The organism is Christiangramia sp., assembly GCF_029937855.1.
Lineage (GTDB): Bacteria > Bacteroidota > Bacteroidia > Flavobacteriales > Flavobacteriaceae > Christiangramia.
In genome coordinates this window covers 64744-81776 of record NZ_JAPYPC010000010.1, presented here as the reverse complement: position 1 = coordinate 81776, position 17033 = coordinate 64744, and the positions used below count along the sequence as shown (strand labels likewise).

General features: G+C 37.3%; 15 protein-coding genes. 5 read left to right on the top strand and 10 right to left on the bottom strand.

Translation table 11 applies throughout. The features are described 5' to 3' along the window. Positions 1-294: 294 nt before the first annotated feature. Positions 295-687, bottom strand: coding sequence for a DUF1573 domain-containing protein (locus Q1K34_RS07635; protein ID WP_300436748.1), 393 nt, complete (start codon positions 685-687; stop codon positions 295-297). A 135-nt stretch (positions 688-822) separates the two neighbouring features. Here Q1K34_RS07635 and Q1K34_RS07630 point away from each other — a divergent pair, with 135 nt between their 5' ends. Further along, positions 823-3453 carry a valine--tRNA ligase gene (locus Q1K34_RS07630; protein WP_300436745.1) on the top strand — a complete coding sequence of 877 codons (2631 nt, stop codon included), beginning with the start codon at positions 823-825 and terminating at the stop codon, positions 3451-3453. Between the two features lie 474 nt (positions 3454-3927). Here the strand turns inward: Q1K34_RS07630 and Q1K34_RS07625 are convergent, their stop codons facing one another. The 6 genes from Q1K34_RS07625 to rsfS all read right to left on the bottom strand — a co-directional run bounded on the left by Q1K34_RS07625 (position 3928) and on the right by rsfS (position 8825). Continuing rightward, positions 3928-4200: an acyl-CoA-binding protein gene (locus Q1K34_RS07625; RefSeq protein ID WP_300436742.1), complete on the bottom strand. Its 273-nt coding sequence runs from the start codon at positions 4198-4200 to the stop codon at positions 3928-3930. Between the two features lie 5 nt (positions 4201-4205). After that, positions 4206-4862, bottom strand: a complete 657-nt coding sequence (locus Q1K34_RS07620) for a phosphatidylserine decarboxylase family protein (protein WP_300436739.1) — start codon at positions 4860-4862, stop codon at positions 4206-4208. Then, positions 4852-5655, bottom strand: coding sequence for a phosphatidate cytidylyltransferase (locus tag Q1K34_RS07615; RefSeq protein ID WP_300436736.1), 804 nt, complete (start codon positions 5653-5655; stop codon positions 4852-4854). The genes Q1K34_RS07620 and Q1K34_RS07615 overlap by 11 nt, the downstream gene beginning before the upstream one ends. Positions 5656-5658: 3 nt before the next feature. Further along, on the bottom strand, positions 5659-6270 hold the full coding sequence (locus Q1K34_RS07610; protein ID WP_300436733.1) for an LUD domain-containing protein: 612 nt from the start codon (positions 6268-6270) through the stop codon (positions 5659-5661). Between the two features lie 96 nt (positions 6271-6366). Continuing rightward, positions 6367-8427, bottom strand: coding sequence for an ATP-dependent zinc metalloprotease FtsH (ftsH, locus tag Q1K34_RS07605; RefSeq protein ID WP_300436847.1), 2061 nt, complete (start codon positions 8425-8427; stop codon positions 6367-6369). Between the two features lie 26 nt (positions 8428-8453). Beyond that, entirely contained in the window at positions 8454-8825 is a 372-nt protein-coding gene (rsfS, locus tag Q1K34_RS07600) for a ribosome silencing factor (protein ID WP_089666629.1), read from the bottom strand. A 92-nt stretch (positions 8826-8917) separates the two neighbouring features. On the opposite strand from rsfS, the gene Q1K34_RS07595 reads away from it, so the two are divergent. Then, positions 8918-9649: a biotin--[acetyl-CoA-carboxylase] ligase gene (locus Q1K34_RS07595; protein WP_300436727.1), complete on the top strand. Its 732-nt coding sequence runs from the start codon at positions 8918-8920 to the stop codon at positions 9647-9649. Positions 9650-9697: 48 nt separating this feature from the next. On the opposite strand, the gene Q1K34_RS07590 is transcribed toward Q1K34_RS07595, so the two are convergent. Both Q1K34_RS07590 and pyrE read right to left on the bottom strand, forming a co-directional pair. After that, the gene (locus Q1K34_RS07590) at positions 9698-10090 is read right to left on the bottom strand and encodes an SRPBCC family protein (RefSeq protein ID WP_300436725.1); all 393 of its coding nucleotides are present in this window, start codon (positions 10088-10090) and stop codon (positions 9698-9700) included. A gap of 1 nt (position 10091) precedes the next feature. Then, complete coding sequence (pyrE, locus tag Q1K34_RS07585) at positions 10092-10733, bottom strand: orotate phosphoribosyltransferase (RefSeq protein WP_300436723.1); 642 nt, start codon at positions 10731-10733, stop codon at positions 10092-10094. An 8-nt stretch (positions 10734-10741) separates the two neighbouring features. Here pyrE and Q1K34_RS07580 point away from each other — a divergent pair, with 8 nt between their 5' ends. Continuing rightward, positions 10742-11365 (top strand): NUDIX domain-containing protein, encoded by a 624-nt coding sequence (locus Q1K34_RS07580; RefSeq protein ID WP_300436721.1) that lies wholly within the window; start codon positions 10742-10744, stop codon positions 11363-11365. Here Q1K34_RS07580 and Q1K34_RS07575 read toward each other — a convergent pair. Further along, on the bottom strand, positions 11333-13084 hold the full coding sequence (locus tag Q1K34_RS07575) for a M14 family metallopeptidase (RefSeq protein WP_300436718.1): 1752 nt from the start codon (positions 13082-13084) through the stop codon (positions 11333-11335). The genes Q1K34_RS07580 and Q1K34_RS07575 overlap by 33 nt on opposite strands. Positions 13085-13245: 161 nt before the next feature. Between Q1K34_RS07575 and Q1K34_RS07570 the strand changes: the two genes are divergently transcribed. Together Q1K34_RS07570 and Q1K34_RS07565 are read left to right on the top strand one after the other, a co-directional pair. Further along, positions 13246-14538: a sorbosone dehydrogenase family protein gene (locus Q1K34_RS07570; protein WP_300436715.1), complete on the top strand. Its 1293-nt coding sequence runs from the start codon at positions 13246-13248 to the stop codon at positions 14536-14538. Between the two features lie 6 nt (positions 14539-14544). Next, positions 14545-16833: a TonB-dependent receptor gene (locus tag Q1K34_RS07565; RefSeq protein ID WP_300436712.1), complete on the top strand. Its 2289-nt coding sequence runs from the start codon at positions 14545-14547 to the stop codon at positions 16831-16833. The last annotated feature ends 200 nt before the right edge of the window (positions 16834-17033 follow it).

Below are 17033 nucleotides of genomic sequence, written 5' to 3'. Positions count from 1 at the left end.
ATCCATGATCTTTAATTATTCATGAACGGTCAAAGAAATTAGACCGCTTCGCTTTTTATTAGTAGAAATTAAATTCGGACTTAACTAACTAATAAACAAAGTGAGTAGAATTTATGTTTTCAAAAGAAGCCATTATTCAAAAATTTTTAAAAGCAGGATATAGCTAGTCGTAAAAAGCTTTGAATATTTAAAAATACAGGCTTTAGCTCTATTTTTAAATTTTAATTGGCCACGACTGGTTTTTAATAAAAAAAGCCCTCCGTTTGGAAGGCTTTTTCAAATATTTAAAAAAAATTATTTACTGTCTCCGGACTCTTCCTTTACAAGTCCTTTAATCTTAAGAGCTTTTGTGGGTTCCTCGGCGTTAGAATAAACAGTGACTGTCTTTCTAATAGGTCCCACTCTCTTCGTATCGTATTTAACCTCAATTTCGCCTTTTTCGCCAGGCATAATCGGTTCTTCCGGTTTTTTAGGAACAGTGCATCCACAGCTGGATTTCACATCTTCAATTACTAAAGGAGCATCTCCTACATTAGTGAATTCAAATACTCTTACTCCATCACTGCCTTTCATTATTTCACCGTAGTCGATTGTTTCAGATTTAAACTCGATTTTTGCTATTTTCTGCGCCTGGGCGGTTGCCACACCGGCAAGAACGAATATGGCTATTGCAATTAGTTTTTTCATAATTTTTAGATTTTAATCGGATTAGTAAAGATACACGGAAATAGTTCAAATCTCAAAATTTTAATCATTTCAGTAACTTTCATAATCCTGTATTAATAATTACTTTTGCCATTATTTCAAAAATCAGACCAAGAAATGGCAATTGCTTCACAATATAATGCGAAAAGAGTAGAGGATAAGTGGTATGACTACTGGATGAAAAATAATTATTTTCATTCAGAAGTCGATGAAAGAGAGCCATATACCATTGTAATCCCTCCACCCAATGTTACCGGTGTATTGCATATGGGCCATATGCTGAATAACACTATCCAGGATGTACTGGTGAGAAGAGCCAGGCTGAAAGGTTTTAATGCCTGCTGGGTACCCGGCACAGATCATGCTTCTATTGCTACCGAAGCTAAAGTTGTAGCCAAACTTAAGGCGGAAGGAATTGATAAAAATAATCTCAGTCGTGAGGAATTTCTACAACATGCCTGGGAATGGACAAATAAACATGGTGGAATCATTCTTCAGCAATTAAAAAAGCTGGGCGCTTCCTGTGATTGGGAACGAACCAAATTTACGATGGATGAGGATATGTCTGCTTCAGTGATAAAAGTTTTTGTGGACCTATATGAAAAAGGCCTAATTTATCGCGGTTACCGCATGGTGAATTGGGATCCACAGGCGAAGACCACACTTTCTGATGAAGAAGTGAATTATGAGGAGCGAAATGCCAGGCTCTATTATTTGAAATATAAAGTAGACGGGACGGAAGACTATCTTACCATTGCAACTACAAGGCCTGAAACTATCTTGGGGGATACAGCAATTTGTATCAACCCAAATGATGAAAGATTTTCTCATTTACGCGGAAAAAAAGCCATTGTACCTGTCTGTAACAGGACCATTCCCATTATTGAAGATGAATATGTAGATATGGAATTTGGAACAGGTTGTTTAAAAGTTACTCCTGCTCATGATGAAAACGATAAAAATCTTGGGGACAAACATGATCTTGAGGTTATTGATATTTTTAATGATGATGCAACCTTAAATCATTACGGGTTGCATTACGAGGGAAAAGATCGTTTTGTGGTTCGTGCTGAAATTGTTGAAGAGCTTGAAATTTCTGGTTTTCTTGCTAAGGTGGAAGATTATGTAAATAAAGTAGGAACCAGTGAACGAACGGGGGCCGTGATCGAGCCAAAATTGAGCGATCAATGGTTCTTAAAGATGAAGGAAATGGCTCAGCCAGCTATAGAAGCGGTTCTTGGAGATGATATTAACCTTGTTCCTGAAAAATTCCTGAATACCTATAGACACTGGATGGAGAATGTGCGTGACTGGAATATTTCTCGCCAGCTTTGGTGGGGACATCAAATTCCGGCTTATTTCTACGGAACCGGTAAGAACGATTTTGTAGTTGCTGAAACAGTCGAAAAAGCACTTGAGAAAGCTCGTGAAGCTACTGGAAACTCAGAATTACAGGTTTCAGACCTTACTCAGGATAAAGATGCGCTGGATACCTGGTTTTCTTCATGGTTGTGGCCAATGAGTGTCTTCAATGGAGTCTTAGAGCCTGAAAATAAAGAAATACAATATTATTATCCCACAAACGATCTGGTTACTGCTCCTGAAATATTATTTTTCTGGGTAGCCAGGATGATCATGGCGGGCTATGAATATAGAGGTGAAAGGCCTTTTAAGAATGTTTATCTTACAGGTATAGTTAGGGATAAGCAGCGAAGAAAAATGTCTAAATCCCTGGGGAACTCACCAGATCCGCTTGCATTAATAGAGCAATATGGAGCTGATGGTGTTCGTGTAGGCATGTTGTTGAGCTCTCCTGCGGGTAATGACCTTATGTTCGACGAAGATCTTTGTAAGCAGGGAAGTAGCTTTTCAAACAAAATATGGAATGCTTTCCGTCTGGTAAAGAGTTGGGAGATTTCAGAAGAAATCGAGCAACCGGAAACAGCGAGAATGGCAATCGACTGGTACACCGCTAAATTTCAGAAGACAATTAGGGAGATAGAAGATCATTATTCAAAATATAGGATAAGTGATGCATTGATGTCTACCTATAAATTGATTTGGGATGATTACTGTAGCTGGTTTTTAGAAATGGTAAAACCAGGTTATGGTGAGCCGATGGACGGCAAGACCTATAAGGCTATAATTGCTATTCTGGAAGATAACCTTAAAATATTGCATCCATTTATGCCATTTGTAACGGAAGAGATCTGGCAGGCAATAAAGGAACGTTCGCCGGAAGAGGCTTTGATTGTTGCAAGATGGCCAGAAGAAAGAGAATTCGGCGAAAATATTATTAAAGAGTTTTCGCATGCTGCTGAAGTTATTGCCGGAGTGAGAAAGATTAGAAAAGACAAGAATATTTCCTTTAAAAATGAAATAGAGCTTAGAGTCCTTAATAATGAAAATACTTCTACAACATTTGATGGTGTAATTTCTAAAATGGGAAACATATCTAATTTTGAATATGTAAATGGATCTGTAGATGGGGCGCTTTCTTTTAGGGTGAGATCTAATGAATATTTCATCCCGATCGTAGGGGCTATAGATGTGGAAGCCGAAAAGAAAAAGATTCAGGAGGAATTGAATTATACAGAAGGTTTCCTGAAATCTGTAGATAAAAAACTTTCTAATGAGCGTTTTGTGAATAATGCGCCAGAAAAGGTAATAGCCATTGAGAAGGCGAAGAAAGCAGATGCTGAAGCTAAGATTGAAGCCTTAAAAGCGAGTTTAAACAGCCTGAAGTAACGAATAAAACGAGGAAGAAAAAGAAGCTGTCTAAAAAGTCGAAAAAACGTCGGCCGGAATTTATTTGAGATCTTAAGTAATTAAAAATCAAAATCAGTTAGGAGCTGAATCAGGTACCATTGACATATTTCTGAAATTAGTAATCTTAAAATTAAATATTTAATTTTAAGAGCCTCCGTTTCCACAGCCTATCGAAAATTTATCGTAAAATTTGAAGTGTAGGCACCGTGAAATTTTAGGCTGATTGAGCTAAACGAATTTTCTACAAAACACATCTCGAGTTCCTAAAATTTAGGTGCTGAACAATAAATTTAGATAGAGTTTCGTAAGCCTGGATTTTATTGTTCGTTTTTTTATCGATGGAAAAAATGAGCAAGTATCTTAAATTTCCTACGTTAGATAATATTTTATCATAGGTTTGAGCTTGCCGGAATAAGGCCTTTTTAAATAGCCTCTTTTTTAGAATATTCTATATTAAGAAATATGCCCTATATATTGTTCTACCAGTTCAATATATTTCTCTTCTGCCTCTTTTTTACTGATATCTTTTACCTGAACCAGGGCATTTATTTTAAAGGCACTTCTAAGATCTCCATGATTTGTTGGAGGGATGTAAAAACCATTTTTTTCAGTGGCTCTTTTGTATAAAGCATAAAAATGCAACATGACATCAGGTGGAAATTGCTGATCTGTTTTACTTGCCATTTCATAGGCTTTTAGAAACCTGGAGTTTTCTTCTGCCATCATACTATTTAGGAAACTACATCAGCTATTACGCTAACTCCTCCTTTTACTTTTTGATTGATCTCCACCTTCAATTTTGTGCCAATAGGTACAAACACGTCAACTCTACTCCCAAATTTAATAAACCCACTATCGCTACCCTGTACCACTTCTGAATCTACTTCCGCATAATTAACTATACGTTTAGCTAATGCTCCGGCAATCTGACGGTACAAAATTTCTCCTGCAGTTTCATTTTTTACCACTACGGTAGTACGCTCATTCTCCTCACTGGATTTTGGATGCCATGCTACCAGAAACTTTCCCGGATGATATTTACTATAGGTTACTTTTCCTCCCACTGGATGTCGGGTAACATGTACATTGATTGGAGACATGAAAATTGAAATTTGCAGCCTGTTATCTTTAAAATATTCCTTTTCGTACACTTCTTCAATAGCTACTACTTTACCATCTACAGGTGCAATAATATGTTCATTATTAAAACTTGTAGTTCTTTTCGGATTTCTAAAAAACTGAATAATCAAAAAGAAGAAAAGGATTGAAACAACTAAAATTGCAAATTTTATCCAGTATACATTAATTAAATTGTAAGTAATGATATTTATTGCGATAAGGATAATCGCAGTAATGGTCATTATTTTGTATCCTTCTTTATGAAACATAATTCAATATATATAAATAAGCATAAACAAACGGGCTTGCAAAGATAATACTATCTAACCTGTCAAACAATCCACCATGGCCAGGCATCAATTTGCCACTATCTTTAACTCCTGCCTGTCTTTTAAATTTAGACTGAATTAAATCTCCCAGGGTACCAAATATACTTAATATAATTGCCATACCAAGCCAGGTCCACATAGTGAGAAAGCCGGTATAGTACCAAATAGCATAACTCATAAAAATGCTAAAAATCAGTCCGCCAAGAAAGCCTTCGATCGTTTTATTGGGTGAGATCTTTTCGTATAATTTATGTTTTCCGAAATTCTTGCCTACAAGGTAAGCAAAGGTGTCATTGGTCCATATCAAAAAGAATATCCCGATAACCAGTTTAGGTATAAAAATACCTTCAATAGTAGGAATAAGGGTTAAAAATATCGTAGAAGAGATCAGATAAAATATGATGATGATATATTTCTTTTTTTCGAAAACAGGAATTTTTTTTACTACCAGCAAATCTTTTACCAGGAACAGATTTACGAAAATTGTTATTAAAAGCAGAAGAATGGTAGCGTCCTGGTTAAATTTCAAGAAGCTGAAAAGATAAAATAGGATTACCTGCAAAAAGTAAAGGGCATAACTCTTAAGGCGCAAAAGTTTTTGCATTTCTACCAGACACACAAGGCTTAAAAGGTAGAAAAGAATGATGAAAATAACTTCAGAAGACAGAATGGAGGCAACCAGAATGGAGGTATATAGAAATCCCGAAACAGTACGAATAATGGTTTCCTTCATAAATTACAGATCTTCCAGCAGTAGCAAATATAAGTTTTTTGTACTACTTCCGTAACTCATAAAATCACCTTCTTTTTGGGTTTCAAAATTTTTGATGGTTGTAATATTAGAAGGGATATGCTGTTTGTTTTTAAATTTAATACCTCTTAAGCCCTCGCCAATAGTGTCAATTAACTGACTTGTAGAAGATAAGATGACAAAATTTGCCGGGAGGTCATGCAGCTTCCGCTCTTTAATCTGGTTAGATGAGATGAGTATAGAACCATCATTTGCTACCAGGAATTCGCAGGTGGATAAATAAAAATCTGCATTGGCAGAGGTGTTAAATTCCAGATTGAAGTTGTTGAATTTAGTCTTTAAATTCTCGTCAAAACAACAGCACTTTTTCTCATACCAGTCATTTTCCATGAGAATATTATCAAAAGCTTCCTGAATTTCTGCATCATCCACACAGTATAAGAATTTTCCGCCATTATTCTTGAAATTGAGCATAAATCGCTCATCGGTAGGTAATTTTACCTCCGGCATATATTTCCCTCTGTCTGCATTTTCAGGGATATCCCGCTCCTGGTCTGCTTTTGACTTGGGATTAAGAAACCTCTTGAATAGATTCATAGAGTCTGGGTATGATTCTTACAGTCTTTTTATCAAAGTTAAAAAATCTGAAATTAACCATTGTTTAATTTCAGATTTTTTACTTCAACTTCTACACTACTTATTAACCGAATCGTTTTCAGTTAATTCTTCTTCTTCATCTGTATTTTTTCCTTTGGAATCTGTAGGTTCATCCTCATCTTTGCTGGTTTCCTTCAGCGTGTTCTTTTCTTTGATGGGTTTACCTTCTTCCTTTTCCTTTTCATAAGGACGTTTTCCAAAGATCTTTTCCAGGTCGTCCTTGAATATAACTTCCTTGTCCAGAAGTATTTCAGCAAGCTGCGTAAGCTTGTCTTTATGATGGTCTAGTAGATCCAGAGCTCGCTTATATTGCTGTTCAATCAGGTTGGAAATTTCCTTATCTATTAATTCTGAAGTTTTTTCACTATAAGGTTTGGTGAAATTGTATTCACTCTGACCTGAAGAGTCGTAATAGGTGAGGTTACCAACGGCTTCATTAAGCCCATAAATAGTAACCATGGCTCTTGCCTGTTTGGTTACTTTTTCAAGGTCGCTAAGCGCTCCTGTGGAGATCTTATTGAATATAACCTTTTCTGCGGCACGACCACCAAGAGCGGCACACATTTCGTCCAGCATTTGTTCAGGTCTTACTATAAGTCTTTCTTCTGGCAGATACCATGCGGCGCCTAATGATTGTCCACGAGGAACAATGGTTACTTTTACCAGTGGCGCAGCGTGTTCTAACATCCAGCTAACGGTGGCGTGACCCGCTTCATGAAATGCGATAGCTTTCTTTTCGCTTGGAGTGATAATTTTGTTTTTCTTTTCAAGTCCTCCAACAATACGGTCCACTGCATCAAGGAAATCCTGTTTACCTACTGCTTTATTACCTTTTCTGGCAGCAATTAGAGCTGCTTCGTTACAAACATTAGCAATATCTGCCCCTGAAAATCCAGGAGTTTGCTTGGCAAGGAAGTCGGTATCTAATTCATCTGCCACACGCTTAAGCGGAGCTAAATGAACTTCAAAAATTTCTTTTCTTTCGTTGAGGTCGGGAAGATCTACATAGATCTGTCTATCAAAACGACCGGCACGCATCAATGCTTTGTCCAGTACATCTGCCCGGTTGGTGGCGGCTACTACAATTACGTTGGTATTAGTGCCAAAACCATCCATTTCAGTTAATAACTGGTTGAGGGTATTTTCACGCTCATCATTAGAACCGGAAAAATTACTCTTTCCTCTTGCTCTACCTATGGCGTCAATTTCATCGATAAATATGATGGAAGGAGACTTTTCTTTAGCCTGTTTAAAAAGGTCTCTTACTCTTGAAGCTCCCACACCAACAAACATTTCTACAAAATCTGAACCTGACAGGGAAAAGAAAGGAACTTTTGCTTCTCCGGCCACAGCTTTTGCTAATAATGTCTTACCCGTTCCCGGAGGCCCTACCAATAAGGCTCCTTTAGGAATTTTACCTCCGAGGGCAGTATATTTTTCAGGTTGTTTTAAGAAGTCTACAATTTCCTGAACTTCTTCTTTAGCGCCTTCAAGACCTGCCACATCTTTAAAAGATGTCTTTACGTCAGTATTCTGGTCAAATAATTTTGCTTTGGATTTACCTATGTTAAAGATTTGGCCTCCTGCGCCTCCACCGGCACCAGAGCTCATTTTTCTCATGATAAAGATCCAAACACCGATTATCAGTATAAATGGCAATAATGCCCAAAAGAGATCTCCTAAAACATCGCTTGAGGTTTCGTAAATTACCTCTGTATTTAAGTTATTTTCTTTAATAGCTTCCTTTAATTCGGGTTGGAAAACTTCCAGGCTTCCAAATTGGAATGTATATACGGGAGATTCCCCTGTAGGAAAAAGATCCGGGTCTATATTCTTTTTATGAATATCTTTTTGCTTGGCTTCTTCAGTAAGATAAACCTTAGCTACGGTGTTATTGACTATTTCAACTTTTTCAACATCACCAGACTCCAGGAACTGCATAAACTCAGACGGACTGGTTTTAGCCGGTTCTGAGAATCCACCGTCTCCAAATAAATTTAGGCCTAAAAATATAATAATGATCGCCGCGTAAATCCAGTAGGCACTAAATTTAGGTTTTTTGGGATCTAATTTTTTCTTCGGTTTTTGATTCGCCATTCTGTGCTTCTTCAAATAATTTAGATTTAATAACTGCTCTCTATGGATGTGATTTTCGCATCACCCCATAGGCTCTCAATATCGTAAAATTCCCTGATATGCTTCTGGAAAACATGAACAACTACATTTACGTAGTCCATCAACACCCATTCGGCATTCTCGCTACCTTCAATATGCCAGGGTTTGTCTTTGAGGTTTTTACTAACTGTTTTTTGTATGGAATTTACTATGGCGTTTACCTGCGTGTTTGAAGTACCATTGCAGATTATGAAATAATCACAAACTGTATTTTCAATTTCTCTAAGGTCCAGGATATCAATATCATTCCCCTTCACTTCCTCTATCCCTTTTATAATATGTGCAATAAGTTGATCGCTGTTTTTTTCCTTTTTCGACATTAAATTAATTTATTTACGCAAATTTATCATTTTTTGCTCTTTTAAAGAGATTGTTAAAGAAGATTTTAACGCCTTATCTCTAATAGTTTTATATGCGTATAATCAAAGTTGATGCCATCGACTCCACCAATTCCTTCGTGAGGAAATTTTACGAAGGTCATACCAGTTTTGAACCCGTATGTGTAAGGGCTATTACTCAGACAGCAGGAAGAGGGCAAAGAGGGTTGAACTGGGAGTCTAAAGCAGGAGAAAACCTCACCTTCAGTATCCTATATCCTCAAAATAAACTGAAAATCTCCCGTCATTTTTTTCTGAGTGCTTCTATTTCCCTAGCAGTATTGAAGGTTTTACAACGGATGAAAATTCCTGATATTAAAGTGAAATGGCCTAACGACATTCTGTCAGCAAAACAAAAAATTGGTGGAATCCTTATTGAAAATATTGTAAAAAATGAGGGAATTGTGGCCAGTATTATTGGAATAGGTTTAAATGTGAATCAAACAGATTTTGGAGCCTTACCCAGCGCAGGATCCCTTAGAAGCCTTACCGGGAAGATTTTTGATTTAGACGAATTATTAGAGGAAATTGCTTTTACGGTAGACCACGAACTGCAAAATCTGCCAACCAGGAAAGGAACCGAAATTCTGGAAGAATATGCTAAAAACATGTTTCGGCTTAATGTGGTTTCTGCGTTTTCATCGAGTGATGGCGAAAGATTTAATGGGATTATTCGCGGAGTGACCACAGAAGGAAAGCTGAACCTTGAAATAGAAGATTCGGTTTTTAAAACTTTTGACCTTAAGGAGATCCAGCTACTTTATTAAATAGAAAAGCCGGAAGATTGACCCCGGCTTTATACTGCATTGGTAAGTTTATAGTTTCCCTATATTTTCGGTTAAAGCTGTAATGAATTTCTTTAAGGGACTTTTGATCATCATGCTCATCATGGCATTAAATTCACCTTCAAATTCCATATTTACTTCGCTTTTATTCTCACCGGCATCAGCAATATGGGTTTTCAGCCTAAATGGGAATTTATCTGAAGTGGAACCAAGAACTACTAGATTTGGTTCTGTAGTTTCTATAATTTTTAATCTGATTTCAGGCATTCCTTTCAGTTGAAAAAGAAAACTGTCATCTGAAATCACCTGAAATTTTTCTTTACTCTCAGGCATGATTTGTTCGTAATTCTCTACATTCGTCAGGAAATCAAACATTTCCTGCTGACTTTTATCTGCGGTTACTTTTTGGCTTTCTAATTTCATATTATGGTTTCCAATTAGCAGGATCTTCTCTCCATTTACGAAGTACACCTGCTTCTTCAATAGTTATATAATTTGTGTTCTGAGCGGTTTCTATAAGGTTGTCGTAATCGCTGAGGGTATGAAGTTCAATTTCCAGGTTTTCAAAATTTTTCACTGATGTATCAAACCCATAAGTAAAAATAGCGAACATTCCTTTTACATTGGCACCAGCTTCTTTTAAGGCTTTTACGGCATTAAGGCTGCTGTTTCCTGTACTTATAAGATCTTCAATTACCACCACGGTTTGGCCTTCCTCCAGATTTCCTTCAATCTGGTTTTGTCTACCATGCCCTTTTGGCTCTGGTCTTACATAGGCGAAGGGCAGACTTAGATATTCAGCTACCAACATGCCTATTCCTATGGCTCCGGTTGCTACCGCTGCGATCACATCAGGTTTTCCATATTTTTCCTCAATCTGCCTGGCGAAGTTTTCCCGCACATAATTCCTAATCATTGGATAGGACAGGATGATCCTGTTGTCACAATAAATTGGAGATTTCCAGCCGCTGGCCCATGTAAATGGCTCTTGTGGTTCTAATTTTATTGCTTTAATTTGCAATAAAAGCTCAGCAGTCTTTTTTGCTGTTTCTGTATTCAAAATCATAGCTGCAAATGTATAAAGTTTTTGTGAATGATATTCCCATAATTGTGTCCACGCAGAAAGAAATTGGGGAAAATTATACTTCTTTTCCTTTAAAGTCAGTTCGGCTTAAGAAAGTGATCAGGAAAATTCTAAAGGGAAAATTACATTATGTACATCTTCATCATAATGATGAAAGTAAACTTCTAAAATTGCTGCTGAAAAAGATGAAAGTGGTGACAGCTGCCGGGGGGATGGTGGTGAATTCCAAAAAAGAAATTCTTTTTATTTACAGGAATAACCGTTGGGATCTTCCAAAGGGCAAGACCGAAAAAAACGAGAGTATTGAAGCTTCAGCAATTAGGGAGGTGGAAGAGGAGACCGGTGTTCAAGACCTGGAAATAAAACGTTTCATTACCCGGACGTATCATGTTTTTAAACGCAAAGGGAAATTACGGCTTAAAGAGACCTATTGGTATGAAATGTATACAGACTATGCCGGAGAGCTCGTGCCGGAGACCAATGAAGGTATTAAAAAGGCCAAATGGAAAAATTTCAAGAAAAGCCAGAAAGCACTCACAAAGTCTTATGCCAATATAAAGATGTTATTTCCTGAAAAATTTCTAGCGGGGAAGTCGGAAGACTGGGTAGCGTAGATGGGTTTCTTCGTAATAGTTTGATCTCTTATGAATCCAGTCTAGTTGAGCATACCAGTTATTTCTGAATTCAGCATCATCCCGTTTTTTATCTTCAAATTCTTCCTTAAGTTCAGCATCAGATTCCAGAATTTCTTTCGCCATATCTTCAAATACATAAGGAGAAAAACCTTCTTTTTGCTGAAGCACGGTGTCAAAGAAGTTCCAGTTGAAAAAAGAATCTACTGCAGATGGTTCCAAAGTTTCTAAAAGATATCTCGCACCATCCTGAAAAGTGGTAATTAAATAATCACCTTTTCTGAAATGTATGGTCTCTGTAGAGGTTGAAACCTGGGTGTTCTTATGTAAATAGTGGCCTTCAAAAGCTGTCTCGGAGGTTTCAAAATCCTGAATTTTATACACTTCTACTTCAATTAGTGTGTCTCTTTCAAGAGTTTCCATTTTGATATTGTTCATTTCCAGTCTATTAATTACCTGCCACCATCCCTGGGGAATGATATACGCCCTGGGAATTTCAATTTCTTCGGTTACCTTAAACTTATCATAATAGTCAATTTCTTTAGTGAATGGCTTCTCTCTGTCATACTTTAATCTTTCCATGCCAGTAACCTCACTAATAATATCTTCAGCTTCATAACCCTTAAATTTTCTTTTGGAAGGATTTTCTTTATCAACTTCAAAAGTGAGATTGTAGCTGCGATCTGTCAAATATTTTCTTCTTGCCTGGTTTCTCAGATCTTTGATTACTGAGGTTTCCGCATCGGTTATTTGAATCATGGATCGCATGAGTTCATAAGTTCCCATTACCCTTTTATTGTATGGTTTCAACATATGTGTTTCTACCATCATGCCAAGGGTATTCCAGAGTGTGGTGTAGCCAGTAGAGTAACGCGGGAAATCCATAAACTGCGAAAAACCTTCTTCAGGCACCTCATTAAAAACATTTACATATGGAGTAATGTCCCATTCTTTTGCTTTTAATGAGTCTTCCAAAGCAGGCATCATATTATTTTGGAGATAGTCACCTAGATTTCCGCCTAATTTATCATGTTGCGTAAATAGATGGGTAAGGCTGTATTGATAGTCTGCACCATTGCTAACATGATTGTCAATAAAAACATCGGGTTTTAAATAATGGAAAATTTCATAAAATGTCTGCGTGTTTTTAGTGTCGGCTTTTATGAAGTCGCGATTAAGATCATAATTCCGGGCATTTCCCCTGAACCCATATTCTTCCGGGCCATTTTGATTGGTCCTGCTGCCTGAATTCCTGTTTAAAGCACCACCTACATTATAGATAGGAATGGTAGCGATCAGGGTGTTTTTTGGAGAGGCTATCGAATCTCCGGCCATATCTCTAAAAAGCATCATCGTAGCGTCTATTCCATCGCTTTCGCCAGGGTGAATGCCATTATTTATCATTAAGACACTATGCGATTTTCTTAGTTTTTCAAGATCAAATTCACCTTCCGGATTGTAGATAGCGAGGTGTAGGGGCAAGCCGCTATCTGTTTCGCCAAATTCCTGCAGGCTAATGCTTGGATAAGCGTCTGCCAGTTCTTTATAAAATGCTATAACTTCAGAATAAGTTCCGGTTTCGGTCCCCCCGGATTTTTCAAATCGGGTTTCAAAATCGTATTTCTTGATAAGCCTGTACTTAGAAAAATCACAAGATGATAGGCTGATCAAGATCCCCAATACCAACCACAGTTTTTTCATAAAATTTTCTAAAAATCCAGCCGTAAACTTACTTAAAAACTCAGAGAGTAGCTAAAAAAGATAGCATTTCCTAAAGTTTAAGGCTCTGTTAAAGTAAATCTAATCTTTCAGAGATCCTTTTAGGTATCTAATATTCCGCCTATTTTTATGAAAAATTGATTATGAAAAATAGTATCATTTCCTTCATGTTTGCTGTAACTGTACTTATTTCAGTAAACGTAAAAGGGCAGGCAGTAGAGAATCTGAGCAGGGAGAAAAAAAATGAATTATCACAGTCGGGACCCGATTATGCCGAAACAGCTATTGGAAAAATAAAATTACCAGCGCCTTTTGCTTCAGAATCTGTAAGAAAGGAAAGCAGGATTGTGCCGTGGCCGGAGGGCGAAATGCCAAAAGCCCCTGAAGGATTTAAAGTGACCAAATTCGCTGAAGATTTAGAACATCCCCGATGGACCTATGTTGCTCCAAATAACGACATTTTTGTAGTAGAATCTAATGATGCTAAGAAAAGTGCTAATCGAATTACCATGTTCAGGGATAAAGATCAGGATGGCGTACCAGACGAACGTTATTCTTTCCTGAAAAATTTAAACCAGCCTTTCGGCATGCTGGTATTAGGCGATTATTTTTATGTTGCTAATGTAGATGAGCTTATTCGGTTTCCATATAAAGAAGGACAAAATGCAATAGAGGGAAAGCCGGAGAAAATCATAGAATTACCAGCAGGGGGATATAACCATCACTGGACAAGAAATATTATAGCCAGTCCCAATAAGGATAAAATATATATCACCGTGGGTAGTTCCAGTAATGTTGGTGAACATGGAATGGAGAAGGAGGAACGAAGAGCAAATATTATTGAAATAAATCCGGATGGTACTGGTGAAAAAATCTATGCTGCCGGACTCAGAAACCCTGTAGGAATAGACTGGAATCCTGTAACCGGAGAATTATGGACCGCGGTAAATGAGCGTGACAAGATTGGGAATAACCTGGTGCCAGATTATGTTACCAGTGTAAAAGAAGGTGGATGGTATGGCTGGCCATTCTCTTACTACGGAGATATTAAAGATCCAAGGTGGGCAGAAGATCCACATTTGGAAATGGTGGAAAAGGCTATTGTACCAGATGTTTCTGTAGGACCACATACGGCTTCTCTCGGATTTACCTTTTATGATAAAACTTCTTTTCCTGAAAAATATCATAATGGAGCGTTTGTTGGCCAGCATGGTTCATGGAATAGAGCAAATTTCTCAGGTTATAAGGTTTTATTCATACCTTTCGATGCGAACGGAAACCCACAGGAACCGGAAGATTTTCTTACCGGCTTTATTGCAGATGATGATGCCAGCCAGGTTTATGGAAGACCAGTGGGAGTAACAACTCTTCCTGATGGTTCACTTCTGGTAAATGATGACGACGGAAATGTGATCTGGAGAGTTTCAGCTGAATAATTCAATTTGAGAAAATATATTTTACTTGTTTCCATTCTTGTCAATTTCACCCAGCTTTATGCTCAGGAATTTAAAGGAAAGGTTTTAGATAGTAAAACCGGAGCAGCTCTGGAGAATGTTTCGGTTAAGAATCTTCGATCAGGGGGAATTCACTATACCAATAGGAATGGTGAATTTATATTCACGAATGTAGAATTTCCGGTGGAAGTTGAATTTAGAAGATTAGGCTACTTAGGTTCTATTGTAGAATTTGAACAAAAACAGACAGAAATTAGTGTATACCTGCAAGAAGATACAAATCAGCTTTCAGAAGTATTGATTAGGAGTTCTAATATCCCGCAGGAAATTAGAAAAATTCCAGCTTCCGTAAGTTTACTTTCTGAAAGTGATTTAGAACGCACCGATAACTTTAACCTGGTTGAAAATTTTAATTATGTACCAGGCGTTTTCGTAAGCCAGGGGGCGTTGAATACCAATAAGATTAATATTCGAGGAATTGGTTCCAGGGCACAATACAGCACAAATCGAATTAAGGCTTATATTAATGGAATTCCGTTAACTACTGCCGAAGGCGAACTGACTTTGGACGATTTTGATTCTGAATATTTAGATAGGATCGAAATATTTAAAGGCCCTGTTTCTTCCGTTTTTGGTGCTGGACTAGGCGGGGCTATCAATTTATATACCGATAGGAATAGAAAAAATCAGAAGTCGATTACTACCGGTTTTAGCTATGGAAGTTTTAATACCAGGAAAGCAAGAGCCAATTTCAGCTATGTGGAGGATAATCTCGATATTTCTATAAATTATAATAGGCTGGAAAGTGACGGCTATCGCCAAAATGGGGAATATCTCAGGAATTCGTTGTTAGGTTCTGCCAGGTTAATTACTAATTCAAAAAATTACTGGTCTTTTTTCTTTAATTATTCAGATTTAAAGGCTTTTATTCCAAGTTCATTGAAAGAAGAGGATTTTAGAAATGAGCCAAAAAAAGCAGCATTTACCTGGAACCAGTCAGCTGGTTATGAATCCTACGATAAAAATATCTTCGGAATATCGTATGAACATACTTTTGCTAATGATTTTAAAAATCTGACTTCTGTTTTTTATAATTCCAGGGATGGTTATGAGCCCAGGCCTTTCAATATTTTAGATGAGAATCGTCAGTCCATAGGAGCGCGTACAAAATTCAATTATCAGACTGCAATTTTTGACAAAACTTCTGAAATAAGTTTTGGGGCTGAGGGAATGCTGGAATTTTATGAAACCGGTACTTTTCAAAACTTATATGAACAAGAAGAAGGAAGAAGAAGCGTTCAGGGCGAGCGATTAAGTCTAAATGAGCAAAACAGGAATTACATCAATGTTTTTGTACAATTGAATACCGAACTTACCTCAAAATTGATATTAGAATCCGGTATTAATTTTAATGCTACTGTTTATGATTTGGAAGATAAATTTGAAGGAGATGAAGTTGACCAGTCCGGCGATTATAGTTTCGATCCTGTAGTTTCGCCGAGGTTAGGCCTGAGTTATGAAGTCTTTCAGGGAAAGAATATTTATGCTTCTGCCAGTCATGGGTTTTCAACTCCTACAGTGGCTGAAACTTTAACTCCCGAAGGACAGATTAACACCGATCTACAAACGGAAACCGGCTGGAATTATGAAGTTGGCTTTAAAGGAAACTGGTTTAATAACAGGTTATATATTGAATTGAACCTTTATTCCATTCAAATAAGAAATTTACTGGTGGCGAGAAGAGTTGGGCCAGATCAATTTGTAGGAGTGAATGCCGGGAAAGCAGACCATAATGGAATAGAATTCACCAGTGCATACCAAGCAAGGTTCTCTCAGGATTTTCAGCTTAGGTTTTTTCTAAATTCCAGTTTTAATTTTTTCGAATTTGACAAATTCGTGGATCTTGGAGAAAATTACTCAGGAAATACCCTGCCGGGTGTTCCGGAATATATGATTTCTCCGGGCACTGAAATTAATTTTGAAAATTTATCTGCCAATATCAATTTTCAGGCTTTTGGCAGAATGGCGCTGGATGATGCTAATTCAGGATATACTGATCCCTACCAATTACTGAATATGAAATTGAACTATCATTGGAACTTAAGCAGTAAGTTGGGTCTTCAGTTTAATTTCGGGATCAATAATATTCTGGACGAAGATTATGCTGCGAGTATTGTAACAAATGCCGTAGGATTTGGTGGATCGGCTCCGCGATATTATTATCCCGGGAATCCAAGGAATTACTTTGGAGGTGTTACCGTCGATTTTAACTTATAGAAATGTCATTCCGAACGAAGTGAGGAATCTCTAGAGATCCCGAATCGAGTTACTATTGCCGAACTATAAAATTGGCAATTCTGAAGCTCATAACAGTATAATAAATCACTTACCACTAAAGCCCTAAAAACATTTGTGAATTCGCGGCTCTTCAAATTAAGTATGTAAAGCTTTAGAGAACTATTCAGAGGGGGGGTATA

Bases quoted from the DNA above. Each gene is read 5' to 3' on its own strand.
- ftsH (WP_300436847.1), bottom strand. From the start codon at position 8,427: ATGGCGAATCAAAAACCGAAGAAAAAATTAGATCCCAAAAAACCTAAA.
- Q1K34_RS07580 (WP_300436721.1), top strand. From the start codon at position 10,742: ATGTATAAAGTTTTTGTGAATGATATTCCCATAATTGTGTCCACGCAG.
- Q1K34_RS07590 (WP_300436725.1), bottom strand. From the start codon at position 10,090: ATGAAATTAGAAAGCCAAAAAGTAACCGCAGATAAAAGTCAGCAGGAA.
- Q1K34_RS07620 (WP_300436739.1), bottom strand. From the start codon at position 4,862: ATGTTTCATAAAGAAGGATACAAAATAATGACCATTACTGCGATTATC.
- pyrE (WP_300436723.1), bottom strand. From the start codon at position 10,733: ATGATTTTGAATACAGAAACAGCAAAAAAGACTGCTGAGCTTTTATTG.
- Q1K34_RS07575 (WP_300436718.1), bottom strand. From the start codon at position 13,084: ATGAAAAAACTGTGGTTGGTATTGGGGATCTTGATCAGCCTATCATCT.
- Q1K34_RS07570 (WP_300436715.1), top strand. From the start codon at position 13,246: ATGAAAAATAGTATCATTTCCTTCATGTTTGCTGTAACTGTACTTATT.
- Q1K34_RS07625 (WP_300436742.1), bottom strand. From the start codon at position 4,200: ATGATGGCAGAAGAAAACTCCAGGTTTCTAAAAGCCTATGAAATGGCA.
- Q1K34_RS07630 (WP_300436745.1), top strand. From the start codon at position 823: ATGGCAATTGCTTCACAATATAATGCGAAAAGAGTAGAGGATAAGTGG.
- Q1K34_RS07595 (WP_300436727.1), top strand. From the start codon at position 8,918: ATGCGTATAATCAAAGTTGATGCCATCGACTCCACCAATTCCTTCGTG.
- Q1K34_RS07615 (WP_300436736.1), bottom strand. From the start codon at position 5,655: ATGAAGGAAACCATTATTCGTACTGTTTCGGGATTTCTATATACCTCC.
- rsfS (WP_089666629.1), bottom strand. From the start codon at position 8,825: ATGTCGAAAAAGGAAAAAAACAGCGATCAACTTATTGCACATATTATA.
- Q1K34_RS07635 (WP_300436748.1), bottom strand. From the start codon at position 687: ATGAAAAAACTAATTGCAATAGCCATATTCGTTCTTGCCGGTGTGGCA.
- Q1K34_RS07610 (WP_300436733.1), bottom strand. From the start codon at position 6,270: ATGAATCTATTCAAGAGGTTTCTTAATCCCAAGTCAAAAGCAGACCAG.